Source organism: Niallia circulans, from assembly GCF_003726095.1.
Classification (GTDB): domain Bacteria; phylum Bacillota; class Bacilli; order Bacillales; family Cytobacillaceae; genus Niallia; species Niallia circulans_A.
This window is the reverse complement of record NZ_CP026031.1, coordinates 4371096-4388619: the sequence shown is the minus strand read 5'-3', so window position 1 is coordinate 4388619 and position 17524 is coordinate 4371096. Positions and strand designations below refer to the sequence as shown.

The 17524-nt window shown below is 35.3% G+C and carries 19 protein-coding genes; 2 read left to right on the top strand and 17 right to left on the bottom strand.

The genetic code is table 11. The features are described 5' to 3' along the window. Positions 1 to 122: 122 nt before the first annotated feature. Positions 123 to 599 carry a SprT family protein gene (locus C2I06_RS21090; RefSeq protein WP_095331001.1) on the bottom strand — a complete coding sequence of 159 codons (477 nt, stop codon included), beginning with the start codon at positions 597 to 599 and terminating at the stop codon, positions 123 to 125. Positions 600 to 819: 220 nt separating this feature from the next. Here C2I06_RS21090 and cmpA point away from each other — a divergent pair, with 220 nt between their 5' ends. Beyond that, positions 820 to 936 carry a cortex morphogenetic protein CmpA gene (cmpA, locus tag C2I06_RS21085; protein WP_095331003.1) on the top strand — a complete coding sequence of 39 codons (117 nt, stop codon included), beginning with the start codon at positions 820 to 822 and terminating at the stop codon, positions 934 to 936. An 88-nt stretch (positions 937 to 1024) separates the two neighbouring features. Here cmpA and C2I06_RS21080 read toward each other — a convergent pair whose 3' ends face one another. The 13 genes from C2I06_RS21080 to acpS all read right to left on the bottom strand — a co-directional run bounded on the left by C2I06_RS21080 (position 1025) and on the right by acpS (position 11980). Then, entirely contained in the window at positions 1025 to 3214 is a 2190-nt protein-coding gene (locus C2I06_RS21080) for a Tex family protein (RefSeq protein ID WP_095331005.1), read from the bottom strand. Positions 3215 to 3472: 258 nt separating this feature from the next. Beyond that, on the bottom strand, positions 3473 to 4069 hold the full coding sequence (locus tag C2I06_RS21075) for a PP2C family serine/threonine-protein phosphatase (protein WP_095331007.1): 597 nt from the start codon (positions 4067 to 4069) through the stop codon (positions 3473 to 3475). Further along, on the bottom strand, positions 4066 to 4863 hold the full coding sequence (gene sigB / locus C2I06_RS21070) for an RNA polymerase sigma factor SigB (RefSeq protein WP_047944172.1): 798 nt from the start codon (positions 4861 to 4863) through the stop codon (positions 4066 to 4068). Before sigB ends, C2I06_RS21075 begins: the two co-directional genes overlap by 4 nt. Then, on the bottom strand, positions 4841 to 5311 hold the full coding sequence (rsbW, locus tag C2I06_RS21065; protein ID WP_047944173.1) for an anti-sigma B factor RsbW: 471 nt from the start codon (positions 5309 to 5311) through the stop codon (positions 4841 to 4843). Before rsbW ends, sigB begins: the two co-directional genes overlap by 23 nt. Further along, the gene (locus C2I06_RS21060) at positions 5308 to 5640 is read right to left on the bottom strand and encodes an anti-sigma factor antagonist (RefSeq protein ID WP_095331009.1); all 333 of its coding nucleotides are present in this window, start codon (positions 5638 to 5640) and stop codon (positions 5308 to 5310) included. The genes rsbW and C2I06_RS21060 overlap by 4 nt, the downstream gene beginning before the upstream one ends. A 55-nt stretch (positions 5641 to 5695) precedes the next feature. Then, positions 5696 to 6706: a PP2C family protein-serine/threonine phosphatase gene (locus C2I06_RS21055; protein ID WP_047944176.1), complete on the bottom strand. Its 1011-nt coding sequence runs from the start codon at positions 6704 to 6706 to the stop codon at positions 5696 to 5698. Positions 6707 to 6717: 11 nt separating this feature from the next. After that, complete coding sequence (locus C2I06_RS21050) at positions 6718 to 7119, bottom strand: anti-sigma regulatory factor (RefSeq protein WP_047944177.1); 402 nt, start codon at positions 7117 to 7119, stop codon at positions 6718 to 6720. A 3-nt stretch (positions 7120 to 7122) separates the two neighbouring features. After that, on the bottom strand, positions 7123 to 7488 hold the full coding sequence (locus tag C2I06_RS21045) for an STAS domain-containing protein (RefSeq protein ID WP_047944178.1): 366 nt from the start codon (positions 7486 to 7488) through the stop codon (positions 7123 to 7125). A gap of 530 nt (positions 7489 to 8018) precedes the next feature. Then, complete coding sequence (gene ndoA, locus C2I06_RS21040; protein WP_016201246.1) at positions 8019 to 8369, bottom strand: type II toxin-antitoxin system endoribonuclease NdoA; 351 nt, start codon at positions 8367 to 8369, stop codon at positions 8019 to 8021. A gap of 4 nt (positions 8370 to 8373) precedes the next feature. Next, on the bottom strand, positions 8374 to 8655 hold the full coding sequence (locus C2I06_RS21035; RefSeq protein ID WP_047944180.1) for a CopG family ribbon-helix-helix protein: 282 nt from the start codon (positions 8653 to 8655) through the stop codon (positions 8374 to 8376). 336 nt (positions 8656 to 8991) lie between these two features. After that, positions 8992 to 10149 (bottom strand): alanine racemase, encoded by a 1158-nt coding sequence (gene alr, locus C2I06_RS21030; protein WP_095331011.1) that lies wholly within the window; start codon positions 10147 to 10149, stop codon positions 8992 to 8994. 151 nt (positions 10150 to 10300) lie between these two features. Next, a complete protein-coding gene (locus C2I06_RS21025; protein ID WP_095331013.1) occupies positions 10301 to 11311 on the bottom strand; it encodes a LolA family protein in 1011 nt (336 codons plus the stop codon). 318 nt (positions 11312 to 11629) lie between these two features. After that, positions 11630 to 11980 carry a holo-ACP synthase gene (gene acpS, locus C2I06_RS21020; protein WP_095331015.1) on the bottom strand — a complete coding sequence of 117 codons (351 nt, stop codon included), beginning with the start codon at positions 11978 to 11980 and terminating at the stop codon, positions 11630 to 11632. A gap of 109 nt (positions 11981 to 12089) precedes the next feature. Here acpS and C2I06_RS21015 point away from each other — a divergent pair, with 109 nt between their 5' ends. Further along, positions 12090 to 12815 carry a rhomboid family intramembrane serine protease gene (locus C2I06_RS21015; protein ID WP_095331017.1) on the top strand — a complete coding sequence of 242 codons (726 nt, stop codon included), beginning with the start codon at positions 12090 to 12092 and terminating at the stop codon, positions 12813 to 12815. 548 nt (positions 12816 to 13363) lie between these two features. On the opposite strand, the gene C2I06_RS21010 is transcribed toward C2I06_RS21015, so the two are convergent. The 3 genes from C2I06_RS21010 to cshA all read right to left on the bottom strand — a co-directional run bounded on the left by C2I06_RS21010 (position 13364) and on the right by cshA (position 16883). Beyond that, the gene (locus C2I06_RS21010) at positions 13364 to 14791 is read right to left on the bottom strand and encodes a PH domain-containing protein (protein ID WP_164463748.1); all 1428 of its coding nucleotides are present in this window, start codon (positions 14789 to 14791) and stop codon (positions 13364 to 13366) included. Continuing rightward, complete coding sequence (locus C2I06_RS21005) at positions 14784 to 15263, bottom strand: PH domain-containing protein (protein ID WP_095331021.1); 480 nt, start codon at positions 15261 to 15263, stop codon at positions 14784 to 14786. Before C2I06_RS21005 ends, C2I06_RS21010 begins: the two co-directional genes overlap by 8 nt. Before the next feature lie 153 nt (positions 15264 to 15416). Next, positions 15417 to 16883 (bottom strand): degradosome RNA helicase CshA, encoded by a 1467-nt coding sequence (gene cshA, locus C2I06_RS21000; RefSeq protein WP_095331023.1) that lies wholly within the window; start codon positions 16881 to 16883, stop codon positions 15417 to 15419. Positions 16884 to 17524: the final 641 nt, after the last annotated feature.

Sequence of the window (17524 nt, the reverse complement as noted above, 5' to 3'; positions counted from 1 at the left end):
ACAATTACTAGCAGCATTATAATGACTGCTCTCTTGTCGACTCTTTACATTATAAGGACATATAAATAATAAGTCAAGCACCTTTTGAAACTTTTTTTAAAACAAAATCCATCCATCTATAATTACTTATCTATCTGAATCACTTCTTCTAATTTTAATCTTCCCTTACATTTCCCACAAACATACTTTTTTATATCCATTCTTTTTCTTCTCGTATATTGCTGTTTACAAGAAACACAAGAATAAATAAGTATTCGCTTTGAGTTACCTTTCTTATTTCCAACTGGTAAAGGTGAACAATATCTTGGGCCACCTACCATTTTTAGAAGAGACTTAAAATCAGCATCCTTGTGCTGATATCCTTTGTTTAATAAATGAAGATGATAATGACATAATTCATGTTTTATAATCCCTACTAATTCATTTAAACCCATCAGATCATAATATGTTTTATTGATTTCAATATTATGAGTGCTTAACAAATATCTTCCACCAGTGGTTCTTAATCGTGGATTAAAGATTGCTTTATGCTCAAAGTTTCTTTTAAAGTAATCCCACGATATATCCTCCACTAACTTTTGTAATTCCTCATTTGTCATCGTACCGCTCATTCCTCCTCAACAAGACAAACTATTATAGCATACAATAGTTTTATAACTTACTAAAACGTACACAATCATGTAATCAAGTTAAATAAAAAATTCTATATTCCCACCTTAAACTAGGCAATTTTCTACCTTTTTTAGTTATCGGCATGAAAAGCTAAAGTAAATTTTCTATTTCAGCCTAGCCAAATCAAAAAAATAAGGAGTGGATATAATGCCTAATTGGTTACAAAACCAAATCAAAAAAGCTTTCTATGAAAAAAATAGCTATCAAGTAAAGCTGTTGAATCAATGTTGGTATTACTATCGCCGTAAAAATGCTGCTAATTAACTTTTCATTATAAAATGAACTCATTTTCTTTTCATAAACTAAGAATACCTGCGTTATCTCTTCCATCAACGCAGGCTTCTTTTTATTATTATTTTTCTTCTTTTGGTTTTAGCATTGTTAGTGCTACTCTTCCTTTATTATGGTCGACGCTGTCTACCCAAACAGTAACAACATCTCCCACACCTACTATATCAAGGGGATGCTTTACAAACTTATTGCTCAGCTTCGAAATATGAACCAAGCCATCTTGCTTTACACCAATATCTATAAATGCCCCAAAATCAACTACATTTCGAACAGTTCCTTGTAGCTCCATGCCCGTTTGCAGATCCTCTAGTTTCAATACATCTTTTCTTAATAATGGTGCAGCTAAATCGTCACGTGGATCTCGGGATGGACGAACTAATGCCTCAATAATATCCTTTAGCGTTAATTCCCCTATATTAAGTTCCTGTGCACTTTCCTTCAGATTAACCTTTGTTAATGCTTCCCTTAAAGCTGTAGTACCAATATCTTTTGTTTTAAATCCTAATGTAGATAAGAGTTTTTTTACTTCATCGTAATGCTCTGGATGTATGCCCGTTCTATCTAAAGGCTCCTCTCCATCCAATACACGTAGGAAACCAATTGCCTGTTCATATGTTTTTGCACCTAGGCGCGGTATCTTCTTTAATTGTTTGCGACTTATGAATTTCCCTTCTTCTTCTCGTTTCTTTACGATATTATTAGCAACCGCTTTGGAAAGACCCGCAACATATTGTAACAGAGAAGAAGATGCTGTATTTACATTAACACCAACTTGGTTAACTGCTGTTTCTACTACAAAGTGCAATGATTCTGCTAATTTTTTTTGAGATACATCATGTTGATATTGACCAACTCCAACGGATTTCGGGTCAATTTTAACCAATTCAGCAAGCGGATCTTGCAGTCTTCTCGCTATCGATACAGCACTTCTTTCTTCTACTTGGAAATCCGGAAACTCTTCTCTAGCAATTTCTGAAGCAGAGTATACACTCGCTCCCGCTTCATTTACTATTAAATAATAGATTTCTTTATTTTGCTTTTTTAGCATATCTGCTACAAATTGTTCCGTTTCTCTTGAAGCAGTACCATTACCAACTGCAACCATTTCAATATCATATCGATCTAAGATTTCTTGGAACTTTGCTTTCGCTTCTACTGTTTTAGATACAGGCGGATGAGGATAGATAACCCCTATTTCTAATACTTTCCCTGTTTCATCTACTACCGCTAATTTACAGCCTGTCCGATATGCTGGATCTACTCCAAGAACCATTTTCCCTTTTAGAGGTGGCTGTAATAATAGATTCCGAAGATTTTCTGAGAAAATGTGTATCGCCTGTTCTTCCGCTTTCTCGGTTAACTCATTTCTTATTTCCCTTTCGATGGATGGTTGAATAAGACGTTTATAGCCATCCTCAATAGCTTCTTTTATGATTAAGCCTTCAGGGGATCGGGCATTTGTTAACCACTTTTTCTCTAAGTATTCCGTAATTACTTCTATCGGAGCAACGATGGCTACTTTTAAAACATCTTCTTTTTCTCCTCTATTTAATGCTAAAGTTCGATGAGGGACAATTTTATTTATTGGTTCTTCATATTCATAGTACATTTCATAAATATTTTTTTCGTCCTTCTCTACCTTTTTAGCGGTTGACTGAATTTTCCCAGTAAGCATTGTCTTACTTCTTATCCATTTTCTGCTCTCTGCATCATCTGATATCTGTTCTGCCAGTATATCTTTCGCTCCATTTATTGCATCCTCAATGGATAAAACTTCTTTTTCCTCCGAGATATATTTATCTGCTTCTTCTTCTAAAGAATTTTTCTTTTCTTTACTAACTAACCATTCTGCAAAAGGCTCCAACCCTTTTTCTTTAGCAATCGTTGCTTTTGTTCGACGCTTTTGTTTATACGGACGATATAAATCCTCTACTTCTTGCAGCTTAATTGCCTTTATAATATTGTTATGCAGCTCTTCTGTGAGCTTCCCCTGTTCCTCAATTAAACGAATAACTTCCTCTTTTCGTTGTGCTAAGTTTTGAATGTATGTATACCGATCAATGATATCTTTTATTTGCACCTCATCTAGTGCCCCTGTTTGTTCTTTTCTATATCTAGCAATAAAAGGAACGGTATTTCCATCTTCTATTAATGTAATAACACTTTTCACTTGTTTAATTGATACACTCTGTTCTTTTGCTATAATCGCTAAATAGTTCTGTCCTTTTTCCTGTTCCAAAACCTTCTCCATAACACCATATCCTTTCTAGATTCGTCGAACATCACGTAAATTATTATTCCTATTATCTTTCTATACGAAAGTAATACCTTTTATTTTGATCTATCTCTATTTTAGCAAAAGGTTCTTGGAAAACATATTATCAACATAAAGGAAATTACATCCCTTCCTTTCTCTTTTTATTTTACTAGCTTATAGGTGTTCAATATCGTAGCAAAGGATACGATTAAATGAGCGAACTTCCATTTCGAACAAAAAAAAGCTTACTTTTCAAAGTAAGCTTCCTAGTATAAAAGTAGAATCATCGTTAGAGTTATTATATTTCCCAATAATATCATTTGCTATGGACCTAATAGGTAAATAGCCTTTTAGCAAATTTTTAATTCCTTGAATATTAAATCCATCGGAAAAAACAAGAAATTTAGCATGGTTTTCAAAAGTAAAACGTTGTGTATGATAATGTTGTGGTCTTCCTGACAAATACCCCGTTACCGGGAGTGGATACGTCAGTTCACCTGAAGGAGAATAAAGAAAGAATCGTATGTTGCCTACACAACTGTATACAATTGTCTTAGAAGCATAGTTTATTTTAAAAACACAAACAGCAGCCCCTCTTTTCTTTACAAGAACATTATTGGATAGTTCCATTAATTCATCTACAGATTTGGCATGGTTTTCTTTAATTATCTCCGTAACTGCAACGGATGCCTCGTTTGCATATTCACCACTACCAAGTCCATCCGCTAATACACAAATAAAGTATTCATCCGTTGATGTATAAAAAAAACTATCTCCACAAAGGGTTTTCCCTTTCTTGCTAGTCTGGTAGGAAAGCACATGAACATTATTGTCTTTCAACTCATTCATAAGATAAACTCCGAATTACTGGTCTCCGCCTGAATTGCTTCTTGTAGCTTTTTGATGGCTCTTCTCTGAAGCCTAGAAACATGCATCTGAGAAATGCCAAGCTTCTCTCCAGCTTCCTTCTGACTAAGATTATCCAAGTATGTATATTGAATAATACTCTTTTCTCTCTCTGTTAGTACATGCAGTACTTTTTCAAGAACTAACTTTTGATTTACTTTTTCAAAGCCTTGATCTACATCTCCGACAATATCTAGAAGTGTAACAGTTCCACCTTCCGAATCTGCTTCAATCGAATGATCAACAGACAATGCTTGATAACTTCTTCCCATTTCCATTGCTTCTAATACTTCTTCTTCGGAGACATCTAAATAATCGGCGATTTCATCCACCTTTGGAGAACGCTGTAAATCGGTAGTAAGCTGCTCAACCGTCTTCTTTATTTTAGGACCAAGCTCTTTTATTCTTCTGGGTACATGAACACTCCAAGTTTTATCTCTTAAAAACCGTTTAATTTCTCCAATTATGGTTGGAACCGCAAAGGCTTCAAAACTTTTTCCAAAGCTTTCATCATAGCGATGAATAGCACCTATTAATCCAATGATTCCAACCTGTGTAATATCCTCATGAAACATTTTACCTTTAGAATATTTTCGTGCCAGCATTTCTACTAAATCACGATAATTTATAACAAGCGCTTCTTGCGCCTTCTCATTTTGGGTACTTTGAAAATCTTTAATTAAAGCATTTACTTCTTCTTTTGATAAATGGCGATTAGGTTGAGATTGTTTCTGCATCCCTCTCCACCTGCTCTCCTTCGAGGTATTTTGTCATGAAAACAGTTACCCCGTTATTATGGTGAATCTTGACTTCATCCATTAATGTTTCGATCAAGTATAGGCCAAGTCCTCCTTCACGAAGAAATTCCACCGACTCATCCTGCTCATACGGACCCAAATCCTTTGTAGTGGAATGAAAGTCAAAACTTTTCCCATTATCAGCTACAATGACTTCCAAGCGATCATTATATAATCGAAATCCAACTAAAACTTCTCCTGCGTCTTTATTTTTATACGCATGTTGCACAGCGTTTGTACAGGCTTCACTTGTAGCTATCTTTAAGTCTTCAATTTCATCGTAGCTAAAGCCCATTCTGCTTGCAATTCCAGACAATGTTAAGCGAATAATCCCAACATACTCCGGTTTAGAAGGAATTTTCATTTCGATGTACTCAAAATGACTCATTGTATTCCACCTTCTATCTTGCTATTTATGTCTATAATGTCTGCTAATCCAGTTATTTCAAACAGTCTGATTAAGCGGCTTGATAGACCTACTAACTTAAATTCACCATTATTTGCTCGAACATTCTTAAATATGCCTACAAATACACCTAAACCAGTACTATCCATATAATTTACATCTGATAAATCAATTATCATTTTCATTCCTTCTTTTTCAGAAAAGGAATAAATCCGCTCCCTTAATTTCGGAGCAGTATACGCATCAATTTCACCAGAAACCTTAACTTCTACATCCAATTCTTTTTCTTTTACATCTATTATGATATTCATCCCGACCCACCTTCACATTATTACGATATTGTCATATACCCCATTAGAGGTACCATTAAACTTCTCTTTTAAAAATAATTAAAGTAAAATCATCACGTAATTGAAAATCTTGAATTTTTTCTAATTCCTTAAAGACATTTTCTACAATATTCTGTGCATCTAAATGCATATGTTTCCTTATGTATCCAAGAAGCGTTTCTTTTTCAATAAAGCCTTCCTTTGTTCTACACTCGGTTACCCCATCTGACATTAAAACAATCATGTCTCCTGGATAAATTTGCTTTTCAAACTGCTGATATTTCGTCCTTTTATCAACACCCAGCAATAATCCCTTAGTCTTCAGCTCACTAAACTGTTTCGTTTCCGCTTGATAATATAAGCCAGGCTCATGACCAGCTGAGGCATAATGAAATACATGTGAAAGCACATCATATGCTCCGTAAAACATGGTAATAAACATACTAGGATCTACATTTTGTTCAACGACCCTATTTAAATTTTCTAAAACATTGCTTGGTTTATTCCTATTTTCCGGAAGACTGTCCATCGCATACTTAATCATCGACATACACATAGCAGCAGGAATACCCTTCCCTATCACATCTGCAATGGCAATGTTAATAATCTGATCATCATCATGAACAAAGTGATAATAATCGCCATTCATCATTTTAGCCGGCACACTTATTGCCCCAATATCTAATCCATCGACCTTTGGAATATCTGTGCTTAATAAAGTTTGCTGTACATTTGCTGCTATTTCCATTTCGCTTCTTAACTCTTGCTGAACATGACGCAAGCTTTGATGTTCTCTATAAGCAAATCCATAGCCTATCATAACCTCTAAAAGGATATCAAAGGATTTTGTTACATATCCAGGTATATCTGGATATAAATCCATCAGAATAGATTTATGTAAACTGATTATATCTTCTGGTGATATTTTTTGTTCAATTGATTTCCTACTAAACTTTTGCCCTTGATAAAGAGCTTGTTCAGATTCATCTTTAATATAGTTCACAAGAAGATCTCGATATTTAGATTCCATCATTTCACGGAAATCCATTATCTCCCCCCCTATCTTAGCCACTTCACCGCCTGGATTTCTGTTCCATCGCCAATAGAGGTTTTAATATCAAACTCATCCATCAAACGTTTCACACCTGGCAATCCGGCTCCTAACCCGCCAGAAGTAGAAAAACCATCTTGCATCACTTGTCTAATATCCTTAATTCCAGGACCACTATCCATCGCAATTAGTTTTAAACCAGCTTTCCCATTATCAAAAAGCTTTTCTATACAAATCTGTCCTTGACCAGCATATAAATATATATTTCTTGCTAATTCACTAATTGCTGTGGTTATCCGGGCTTGATCAACGGTACCGAAGCCGAGCTCTTTGGCGAGGTTTCTGCCTAATTGTCGAGCGGCAACAATATCCCATTCATTTATAATTTTTACACAGGATTGGTCTCCCATAGGTCAGTCCTCCAATTCCTGTTGTAATTTCTCCAAACCTTTTTCTAGATCTAAGGCAGTTAAAACATCGTTTAAACTGATACCTAGCTCTACTAAGGTGATGGCAACAGCAGGTTGAATCCCTGTCAGTACCACCTTAGCCCCCATTAGCTTCGACATACCGATAACATCACCTAATACTTTTGCAATAAATGAGTCTATAAAATCAATAGAAGTTAAATCAATGACTACCCCGTTCGCACTGGTCTCATGGATTTTATTTAATAAATCCTCCTGAAACTGAAGGGCTGTTTGGTCATCTAATTCCCATTGAATGGATACTAGTAAGTAGTCATAAAGTTTTAATATTGGTATTCTTACTCTATTCACCCAAAACCAACCAACTTTCTTTTAATATATTTTTTACACACTTATCCATCCCGCGTTAGGGATCCTCTATTTAGATGGAAGAAAAACTAAAATAAAGCAAGAGCTTCCCTTGGTAAACATAAAGATTATAAAAAATTTATCCATCCGTAATCACCAATTTAATTGCTCCATATTTCCTGAGTTACTTCCTTCATTTTATCATATTAACAGAGACTTTCTATTTTCAAAAATGGGTATATTGAAAAACAAGCGGTATTTTTGGGCATATTCTCCACTTGAAAATTTATTCATCCTTCTACTAAAGATAGGTGATGACTTTTCTATATTCCCATTTTCCTTATCCTTCAAACCTATTATAAAAATTTTTTGTTATACAGTAAAAAAATTGCTCCACTATTTCCTTTCAAACTAGAAAAAACCTCCAAAATAAATAAGGAGGTTCTTTCTAGTTTAACATACGAGCTTTTTTTACATACAGAAAGGTTGTAGTTAGGGTTATAAAAAAAAGCGCTGCAATGAGCGCATTATACTTAAAATTCAATGAGACCTAAACTAATTTGTAGAGCTTCATCGACTTTTTCCATCATTTCCTCATCAAGATGAGTAATTTTGTCCGTTAGCCTCTGTTTATCTATCGTACGAATTTGTTCTAAAAGAATTACCGAATCTCTTTCAAAACCATATCGCTTCGCATCAATTTCCACATGAGTCGGCAATTTAGCCTTTTGAATCTGAGCTGTAATTGCTGCAATAATGACTGTGGGACTGAACCGATTCCCGATGTCGTTTTGAATGACAAGTACAGGACGGACGCCGCCTTGCTCTGAACCAACAACTGGGGATAGGTCTGCAAAATAAACGTCACCACGTTTGACAATCAAAGGATTACCCTCCGCTTACAAGACGTTCTACTGTATGCTCTGCCTCGTATTCTGCGAGAAAGCTTTCTGATGCAATGGATAAATTTAATTTAGCCATTTCCATATATCCTCGTCTCATCGATTCGCGGATATGTCTCTTTTTCCGTTCGCGAAGATACATTTTCGTTGCTTGATAAATAAATTCACTACGATTAACATTTTCTTGCTTAACGAAGCCGTCCAATTCAGTTAACAAATGCTTTGGTAATTTTATCATGATCTCTGTCGTTGTGCTAGATTCAGACACAAACATACACCTCCACCATCACTACACACCATTTTTAGCTCTGCTTTTTTTAATCATACCACTAATAAGTGTTTCTGCAAAGTCCATTCAGCAATTCTACTGTATTATCCGCCAAAAATTATCCCTTTTATGCATGAAAGAATAGAAAAACGAAAATTATTCACAAAAATAATAGCTATTCTTCCATATTTTTCATATAAATAGATCTTCAAATGGTATCTGTGACCATAATTAATGTATTCAGTCATTTCCTTATCCATTACTTTTATTTGATCTTGAGTTTAAAATATTCATCTGGCAGCAAGCAGTCGAAACCACCATTGCTTTATTCTTCCTCTAGATTAAGAAATTTACTGTTTCTGTGACATTTCCATATTGTTTAAAAACCCGCGGAACTCTTGTAGAAATCATACATGTGATTTCATAATTAATCGTTTCTAGTTTAGCAGCAATTTCATTCACAGAGATTTCTGCATCCCTTTGCTTCCCAATTAGCGTTATTTCTGTTCCTGGCTCTAAATAAAACGGCAGCCTTATCATACATTGATCCATACAAATTCTCCCTACAATCGGCGCTCTTATTCCTTCGACCAGAACCTCTTGTCCTTGCAGTTTACGTAACCATCCGTCTGCATAACCAATTGGTAAAGTCCCTATCCATTCCTCTTCTTTTGCCTCATAAGTAGCTCCATAGCTCACTTTATCGCCCTTGTTTAACTTTTTCACTTGGACTAATTTTGTCCTTAAGGAAAAAGCTTCTTGTAATGGATAAGGTAAATCAGGTTCAATTTCAAGAGAAGGTGTTAATCCATACATAGAAATCCCCAAACGCACAGCATTATATTGCAAATCAGGATGCAAAAGACTTGCCGCACTATTACTGCAGTGAATAATTGCGGGCAGCTTTGTAAAAGAAGATAGTAGTTCCTTAAAGCGTTGAATTTGGCTTTCAAAGTAAGAAGAATTTTTTTCATCCGCTGTTGCAAAATGAGTAAAAATCCCCTCCACTACAATATTGGGGTGTTTTACCAGCAATTCTTCTATCGATTGAATCTCCTGCTCATTTCTAACCCCAATTCTCCCCATACCTGTATCTAACTTTAAATGAATCGTTAATGAAGCCTCCTTATTTAAAAATTGAACCGCTTCTTCTAACCAATCTTTATAATAAACAGTTAAAGTTACTTTATATTTTATTGCTGTCATAACATCCTTCGGTCTACTTGCGCCAAGCACAAGAATCGGTGCTGTTATTCCTTGCTTTCTTAAACTGATTGCTTCATCTAAAAAGGCTACAGCCAAGTAATTCGCACCAGACCGTAAAGCAGTTCTGGCAACTTGCAGAGCCCCATGCCCATATCCATTTGCCTTTACTACTGCTATTAACTTATTTTCAGGATGTAATTTTTTTCTTAATTCACCAACATTATATGCAATAGCATCAAGATCAATCTCCACCCATGTATCACGATAAAAGTTATCTTCTTGATTCAAATCCTCACACGTCCTTTTTAATAACAAACTTATTCCTTAAATTATTCTACTGATTGATCAGCTTGTCAATTCTATCCTTATAAGTTTAGCGTAACAAGTAATTATTCCACATAAAAAAACAGCCCCCTGTTGAAGGCTGCCTGAGTATTACTTATTTTATTGCCTCTCCTTGTACGGAGCGTGCAACAGTAACTAATTCATCACGAGTTAAGTCACTTGATGCAATCGTATAATCGACGCCTTCAAACGTCCATGATACTTTAGAATCTGTAACTTCACCAATGGTAAATCCTAAATCCACTGGATCTCCCTTACTAACGATTGGTCCTGCTGTAGCTGGTGCTACTACTGCTTTTTCTTGAATAATCGTATAAGATTTTTCTCCATCATAAGTGAGGATTACACGATTACCGTTTTCAGAAGCCATTTTTTTCTCTTCTACCAAGCTGACTCCTTCTAATGGTTCTTCCGGATATTTCACGGCAAAGTCTTTGTCTTCGATTTCTCCCATAACTGGAATAACCATCTTAGCCGCAGTCATACTCTTTTGTAAATCAAAATCTTTTTTATCAAAGGAAACATCAAACTTCACATTAGAAAACTTCACCGTGACCAACGCTACGCCCTCTACATCCTTTACTTTTACACTGACAGGAGAAAGATCCTTCTTGCTGAAGGCAATCTCTTGAGTTGGAAGCATTTTATTATTCTGATAGCGAGTTTTTGTTTCAAAAACGTAGTGCTTATCTGTAGCAGAAAATTTCACTTCTTTATCTTCTTCAATATCTTTCACTAAAGACTCATAGAGATAAGCTTGACTACTATTTTCCGGCCACTCACTTTGAAACTTAAAGGATTTGTTTAAAGCTGGCGTTAATACATAGACGCCTTCTTCATTTTTCAAAATCATTTGGCTTTGATTTTTTGCTGAATTCTTTAAATTCACTCGATAAAAGCTTGGGTCTTTATGCCACACTTCCACTTCATAAGTCTGTGGTTCTGTTCCCATTTTGAGAGTCATTTCGGCGTCTGCTTTATACCCTTTTGTCTCGACCTTTTCTTTTAAATCAGTCAGAACATCTTCTTTCGATTTTGTTCCGCAGGCAGTTAACAAAAGCATGACCGTTAGCCCTACAAATAGCAACCAAATCTTCTTGTTCATTTTTTCAACTCCCCTATTCTCATTTCACGTCGAAAGAGAGAAAAATAAGCAAACAGTATTTCTAATAGAAACTCCTCTTCCTTCTCTCTTGGAATTACCTATTAGAAACCGCGAAACCATACTTGTCTCTCCTATTTCTCTATGAATATATGAGACAACCTTCGGGAATATGCTACTTGAAATCATAAGTCTTTTGGTTGATATTTCTTCTGTTTATTTCTCTTTGCCTAAACAGAATCGGACCCGCTTCATTGAAGTAGTCATTTACCCCTCCCAAACAAAAGAATAAGGAAAACGATGAAATCCCTCTCGCTTTCCTTATTCCTCAATAATAACTTGTGCAAAGGCATAGTGTTTGCTATGAGTTATAGATAAATGGACTCCTTTTGAAAATGGCTTTAAAATACATGGCTTCCCCTTTTCCTCATATCCTATTTCAATATCCAAAAAGCTTAAGTTCGCTCCAATCCCTGTGCCTAGCGCTTTTGAAAATGCTTCTTTTGCTGCAAATCGTCCTGCTAAAAACTCACATTTACGATGGCCAGATAGCTGCTGAAACTTTTCCATTTCTTTATCCGTTAGAATGCGCTTTGCAAACTTCGGCTTACTTTGGAGTAAAGATTCGATTCTTTCTATTTCTGTTATATCAATTCCCGTTCCGCTAATCATAAGACAACTCCTTCTATTCTATTGCTAGTGAGCATAATATATTGTATCTTTTCCTATTCTTTGGCTATTATTGTAGAAAGAAGCTTTATTTAGGAGGTATTAAATACTGTTGTTTACCAGAAGAGAAAGCTTTAAAGAGTATATTACGTATTATCCTGTCGTTTCCATGATCTTACTTATTCATCTAATTCTATATTTATTAACCAATCTCCCTATCTTTCCAAATAAATATTTATTAGAAACCATGATGGGTGTTAACCTTTATATAGTAGAAGGAGAATGGTGGCGCTTAATCACTCCCATTTTCATCCATGGAGGGTTTGCCCATCTTCTATTTAACAGCTTTAGCATTTTCTTATTCGGACCTGCTCTCGAAAGAATACTTGGTAAATTCAAGTTTCTTCTTATTTACTTAGTCACTGGTATCGCAGCAAATATTATCACTCTTCTTATCGAACCACTTACCTATGTTCACTTAGGTTCTAGTGGAGCAATATTTGGTCTATTCGGCTATTATATTAGTCTAGTTGTATTTCGAAAAGACATTATTTCTCAAAGCAACGCCCAAATTATTACGACCATTGCTGTTCTTAGCTTAATTATGACCTTTTTACAGCCAAATATAAATATTGTTGCCCATATTTTCGGATTTCTAACAGGGGTCATCGTCGGAAGTTTATCGGAATCAAAGGGAAAGAAGATTTTTTCCAGTTATAAAGAAGAATGGTACTATTTACGACAACAGCTCCGCCGCACAAAAAAGCCTGAAGCAAAATCAATTATCATTTGGATTATCATCTTCGGTCTTGCTATTATAGGATTTGTTAGTCAATAATAACTATTATATATTTTACTTTGTCCAAGTCTCTCGCAAAAACAGGGTGAGGTTGTGAAGAAATAAAATAGATAAAGGATAAAGGCAAACAATCTCTAATTTAATATCCAAACCAATTCGTTCCATCATTAATTTCATAAGAAAATAAAACGGAGCAGACTGAATACACGTAAATTCCTATGGGAGCTGCAAGAAAGTCCGAGACCTTGCAGGAGCGAAACGACGAAGCGGCTCGGCTCTCGCCCCACCCATGGAAAGTGAAGTGTATTCAGTCTGCGGGTAATGACCACACATTCTTTCTTAAATGAAATAAAAACCCAAAACAATAATCCGAATTTTTTAGGTTATACGCTTTCTTAATCAGAGTTATATTTGGTTAGAATACTTTTTCCCCAACCTTTTTTAAGCTATCTCAAGGAAGTGATTGTGTTAAATCTATATACAAGTTTATTCTTTTGAATTAATAACTTTAAAATGGAAGAGTGATATAATTTTCATACCGAATAAATTAGAACTTGTTGGGCTATTTAGCTTTATCCGACACTCACTTAACTTAGCGAATACCATTCATATACCTTTTCTACGTCTTCTTTGGTCAGGTCTGTAACTACCCCAGTGGCTCCTCCAGCACCAGAAAGAACAACCCCCTGTACAGAAGCAAGCTCCCCTTTTCGCTGCCACCATCCCTCTGTATAGTAAAGGGCTTGAATTCGATTTCGTCTCATCAGGAAAGTCGTTTTATTAAATTGGCGGAAGGATAGTGTTAACTGCTTACCTGAAATACGGTATCCAGCTGAACGATAATTCCAGTAGCCCCATAATGGTAAAACAAGTAATAGCAACAACGATAACGCTCCCCATTCATGAAAAAAGTAAATCAAAGCGATAATAACTGGTAATGCTATCCAACTATTTTTAATAATATACCTCCAAATTGATCGTTTTGGCGGCGAATGCAACTCCTCATTCCATTCATACTCAGGTACCATTTCTTTTAATAAAAGTGGTAATTCCTTCTTCTTTAATAACGGAACAGCAACTACATCAGAAGCTTCTATATCATCAAAAGATCCACCAGCGCTAATAACAGATACACCTACTAATTGAAACGGCTGTCTAAGCATTGCTTCTGTTATTTTAATTGCTTGAATCCTTTTCAGCGGAATAGTAATCTGCTTTTTCTCGATTAGACCACGTGTAATAATCAAATCATCTTTCGTCTTCGATAATGTAAAATTCGCATATTTTAATATGGTAATGAACCAAGATAAAATCCATAACAATACAAATAAAACAAAGACAACGATAGAAACTAACGCTACACCGCTTGTAATGACTTGTTGAACATGTTTGTAGATTTCCTTATACGGAATTAAATCATCAAATTGTGAAATGAAAGCAAAAATTGCGGAGATAATCACACCTACGCCACCCGAAGTTGACGCCAAAATCACTAATTTTTTTGATGTAATCCGGTAGATTTCTTGTTGAGCAGGTTCTACTTCTTCTATCATTTCGTCCGTTTCAATCTGCTCATTCTTTTTTTGAATAATATATCTTTTTAATTCTTGAGCAACCTTTTTAGAAATAGCAGTAAGCTCTCCTTCAGCTTCAGCACCACCTGCTGTTTCAATTTTCACTTTTACTAAACTAAATGGACGGTGAAAGATTCCCTCTGTAAAATCGATACTTTGAATACGTTCAAAGGGAATGTACCGTTTCTTTTTTATAAATACACCATACTCCATTCGCAATTCATTTCCTACCACATAAAAGGTGAAAAAGTACCATGACAAAAATCCGCTAATGAGAATAATCAAAAGTAAGAGGGACGCTCCTAGAATCGTATATAAACTCCAGTCAGTGGGCTTACCTCCAAGCACAATAATTCCAATAAACGGAAAGATAAACTCTCTTAACCGCTTCAAAATAACGTAAATAATGGAAACAGGATGAAGTCTGTTTTGCTTAAACATCTTCTTCCGCCACCTTTGCTTTACTAGAAATATACTGTCTAATTTCTTCTGCTTCATCCACTTGAAGCACAGGGATTTCGTGTACGGTTGCTGCTGTAGAAATCGACACTGTGGCAAGCTCATACTTTCTTAATAAAGGTCCTTGCTTCATGTCAACATGCTGTACTCTAATCATTGGAATAAGCGTTCGCTTTATTACAATAACTCCTTGCTGTATTTCAATTTCATCTCCTCTTACTTCATATCTCCATCTTTTCCACTTTAAAGGCGGCATAATGCCAATTGTAAGAGCTATATGAAAAAGAAGATAAATAACTGTTCCTATACTTATAAGTATGTGCCAATCAAAAAGAATAGCAAACGTAATTAACCCACCACCAATAACCATCATAATGAGCGAAGATATAATTCCTGTTAAGCGCCAAACAGTGATCCCCTTTTTCGATAATCTATTTTGAGGTATTGTTATCAATTACATTCCTCCTATTTTCTGAATTTTGTCTGTATCTCTTAACTATATACGAAAATATGATAATGTGGTTTCATATTTTTCTATCTCGCTACGCTTATCCCCAAATAAAAAACCTCCACGAAGTTTTCTTCATGGAGGTTTCTGATACAAAGCTTAACGGTAAGACTTTGATTTATTGTAGCTATTGCCTGATTGACCTTGACGTTTGTTGCCGCCATAGCCTTGACGTTGACGTGGGTTGTAGTTTTTACGTCCACCACGGTCATTATTTTTATCATACGGTCTGCGGTCACGTTTCATTGGCAATGGCTTTTCTTCTGTTAATTTAACAGGAGTTGTATCTGGTTCTTTTGTAAGCATTTTTAGAACTGCAGCTACAACGGTAGAAGCATCTTTTTGTTCCAATAATTCATCCGCAGTATTTCGATAAGATTCTAAGTTATTTTCCTCAATAATTTGTGATATTTTTTCCATAACAGCTTTTTGCTGTCCTTCTATTGCTTGGTCGACTGTTGGAGGAATCATCTTTTCCATTTTTCGCTTCGTTGTTTTTTCCACAACTTGCAGATAAGATCTTTCACGATACGTAATAAACGTAATAGCTACCCCTTCTTTTCCTGCACGGCCAGTACGTCCGATACGGTGTACATAGCTTTCTGGATCTTGAGGGATATCAAAGTTATAAACATGTGTTACACCGGAAATATCAAGTCCACGTGCAGCTACATCTGTTGCCACTAGTACATCAATCGTTCCTTCTTTAAACTTACGAAGAACAGACATACGTTTCGCTTGGCTTAAATCTCCATGAATCCCTTCTGCTGTATAGCCACGTAGATTTAATGCTTCAGACAGCTCATCAACACGACGTTTCGTGCGACCGAATATAATAGCTAGTTCTGGAGATTGAATATCCAATAATCTTGTTAATATATCAAATTTCGTTTTCTCTTGTGTTTCGATATAATACTGTTCAATCAACGGCACAGTCATTTCTTTTGCTTTCACTTTAACTACTTCTGGATCTTTCATAAAGCGCTCTGCCATTTTTCTAATCGGTCCTGGCATTGTAGCAGAGAATAATAATGTTTGTCTTTCTGTTGGAATTTTTGAAAGGATTGCTTCAATATCATCAATGAATCCCATATTTAGCATTTCATCTGCTTCGTCTAAAATAACTGTTTGAACATTATCTAATCGAAGTGTTTTACGATTAATATGATCTAATATACGTCCAGGTGTCCCAACAATAATATGCGGGTTTTTCTTCAATGCACGGATTTGGCGATTTATATCCTGTCCGCCAAAAATAGATAATACTCTTGTGCGCTTTCCATATCCAATTTTGTATAATTCTTCTGAAACCTGAATAGCTAGCTCTCTTGTCGGAGCAATAATAATTCCTTGAATTACTTCATTCGCTACATCAATTTTATCAACTAAAGGCACTCCAAAAGCAGCTGTTTTCCCTGTTCCTGTTTGTGCTTGACCAATTAAGTCTTTATTTTGAAGGCTCAATGGAATCGTTTCTGCCTGAATAGGCGTCGCTTCCTCAAACCCCATTCTTTTTAATGCTTTCATTGTAGCAGGACTAATACCTAAATCTTGAAACTTTACCAATATATCCAATCTCCTTCTAGTCATTAAAAAATATCCATAAACAGATGGAATAAATCCATCATGCCAACCATTCGTATGTACCTCATTTATCTAAATGAAACATATTAAAATGGCATATCGTATTCATCACATTATGCCTTCCCCATACAATTAAATAGAAATGATGCTCGTTATATATAAATGATGAAAGTTATTGTTGGTTTCAATAGCCTTACAACCTTTATCAGGAGAATGATGAGGGTATATGCAAAATATTTAAGTCTTATTAGTTATGAGATACTATTTAACTTAGTTATAAATAGGAGGAAATTTCAAATGACTTCTATTTATTTTTATAATAGCTCTGTTACCAATTAATGATTAGTCTGTTTCTCCTAAATGAGAATCTTCAAAATTCACGCTCGAAAAAACATGATCTTTTCACGGAGCTTAAAACCAAATCAGCTAATTTAGAAAAGTTAGCCAAATACAAAGAACAATGGTTATTCCCTTCCTAGACAAAAAATTCATTTTCTCGGAATTCTTCTTCCATTCATTTCTCTCTATTTGACTAATTTATCGTTTAAAAAGAGGATTTTTCTTCTCTAACATTATGCCCCAAATGTTAAGTTTGTCACCCTACTTTTTAAAATAATATTATC

Bases quoted from the DNA above. Each gene is read 5' to 3' on its own strand.
- C2I06_RS21090 (WP_095331001.1), bottom strand. From the start codon at position 599: ATGACAAATGAGGAATTACAAAAGTTAGTGGAGGATATATCGTGGGAT.
- cmpA (WP_095331003.1), top strand. From the start codon at position 820: ATGCCTAATTGGTTACAAAACCAAATCAAAAAAGCTTTCTATGAAAAA.
- C2I06_RS21080 (WP_095331005.1), bottom strand. From the start codon at position 3,214: ATGGAGAAGGTTTTGGAACAGGAAAAAGGACAGAACTATTTAGCGATT.
- C2I06_RS21075 (WP_095331007.1), bottom strand. From the start codon at position 4,069: ATGAATGAGTTGAAAGACAATAATGTTCATGTGCTTTCCTACCAGACT.
- sigB (WP_047944172.1), bottom strand. From the start codon at position 4,863: ATGCAGAAACAATCTCAACCTAATCGCCATTTATCAAAAGAAGAAGTA.
- rsbW (WP_047944173.1), bottom strand. From the start codon at position 5,311: ATGAGTCATTTTGAGTACATCGAAATGAAAATTCCTTCTAAACCGGAG.
- C2I06_RS21060 (WP_095331009.1), bottom strand. From the start codon at position 5,640: ATGAATATCATAATAGATGTAAAAGAAAAAGAATTGGATGTAGAAGTT.
- C2I06_RS21055 (WP_047944176.1), bottom strand. From the start codon at position 6,706: ATGGATTTCCGTGAAATGATGGAATCTAAATATCGAGATCTTCTTGTG.
- C2I06_RS21050 (WP_047944177.1), bottom strand. From the start codon at position 7,119: ATGGGAGACCAATCCTGTGTAAAAATTATAAATGAATGGGATATTGTT.
- C2I06_RS21025 (WP_095331013.1), bottom strand. From the start codon at position 11,311: ATGAACAAGAAGATTTGGTTGCTATTTGTAGGGCTAACGGTCATGCTT.
- acpS (WP_095331015.1), bottom strand. From the start codon at position 11,980: ATGATTAGCGGAACGGGAATTGATATAACAGAAATAGAAAGAATCGAA.
- C2I06_RS21010 (WP_164463748.1), bottom strand. From the start codon at position 14,791: ATGTTTAAGCAAAACAGACTTCATCCTGTTTCCATTATTTACGTTATT.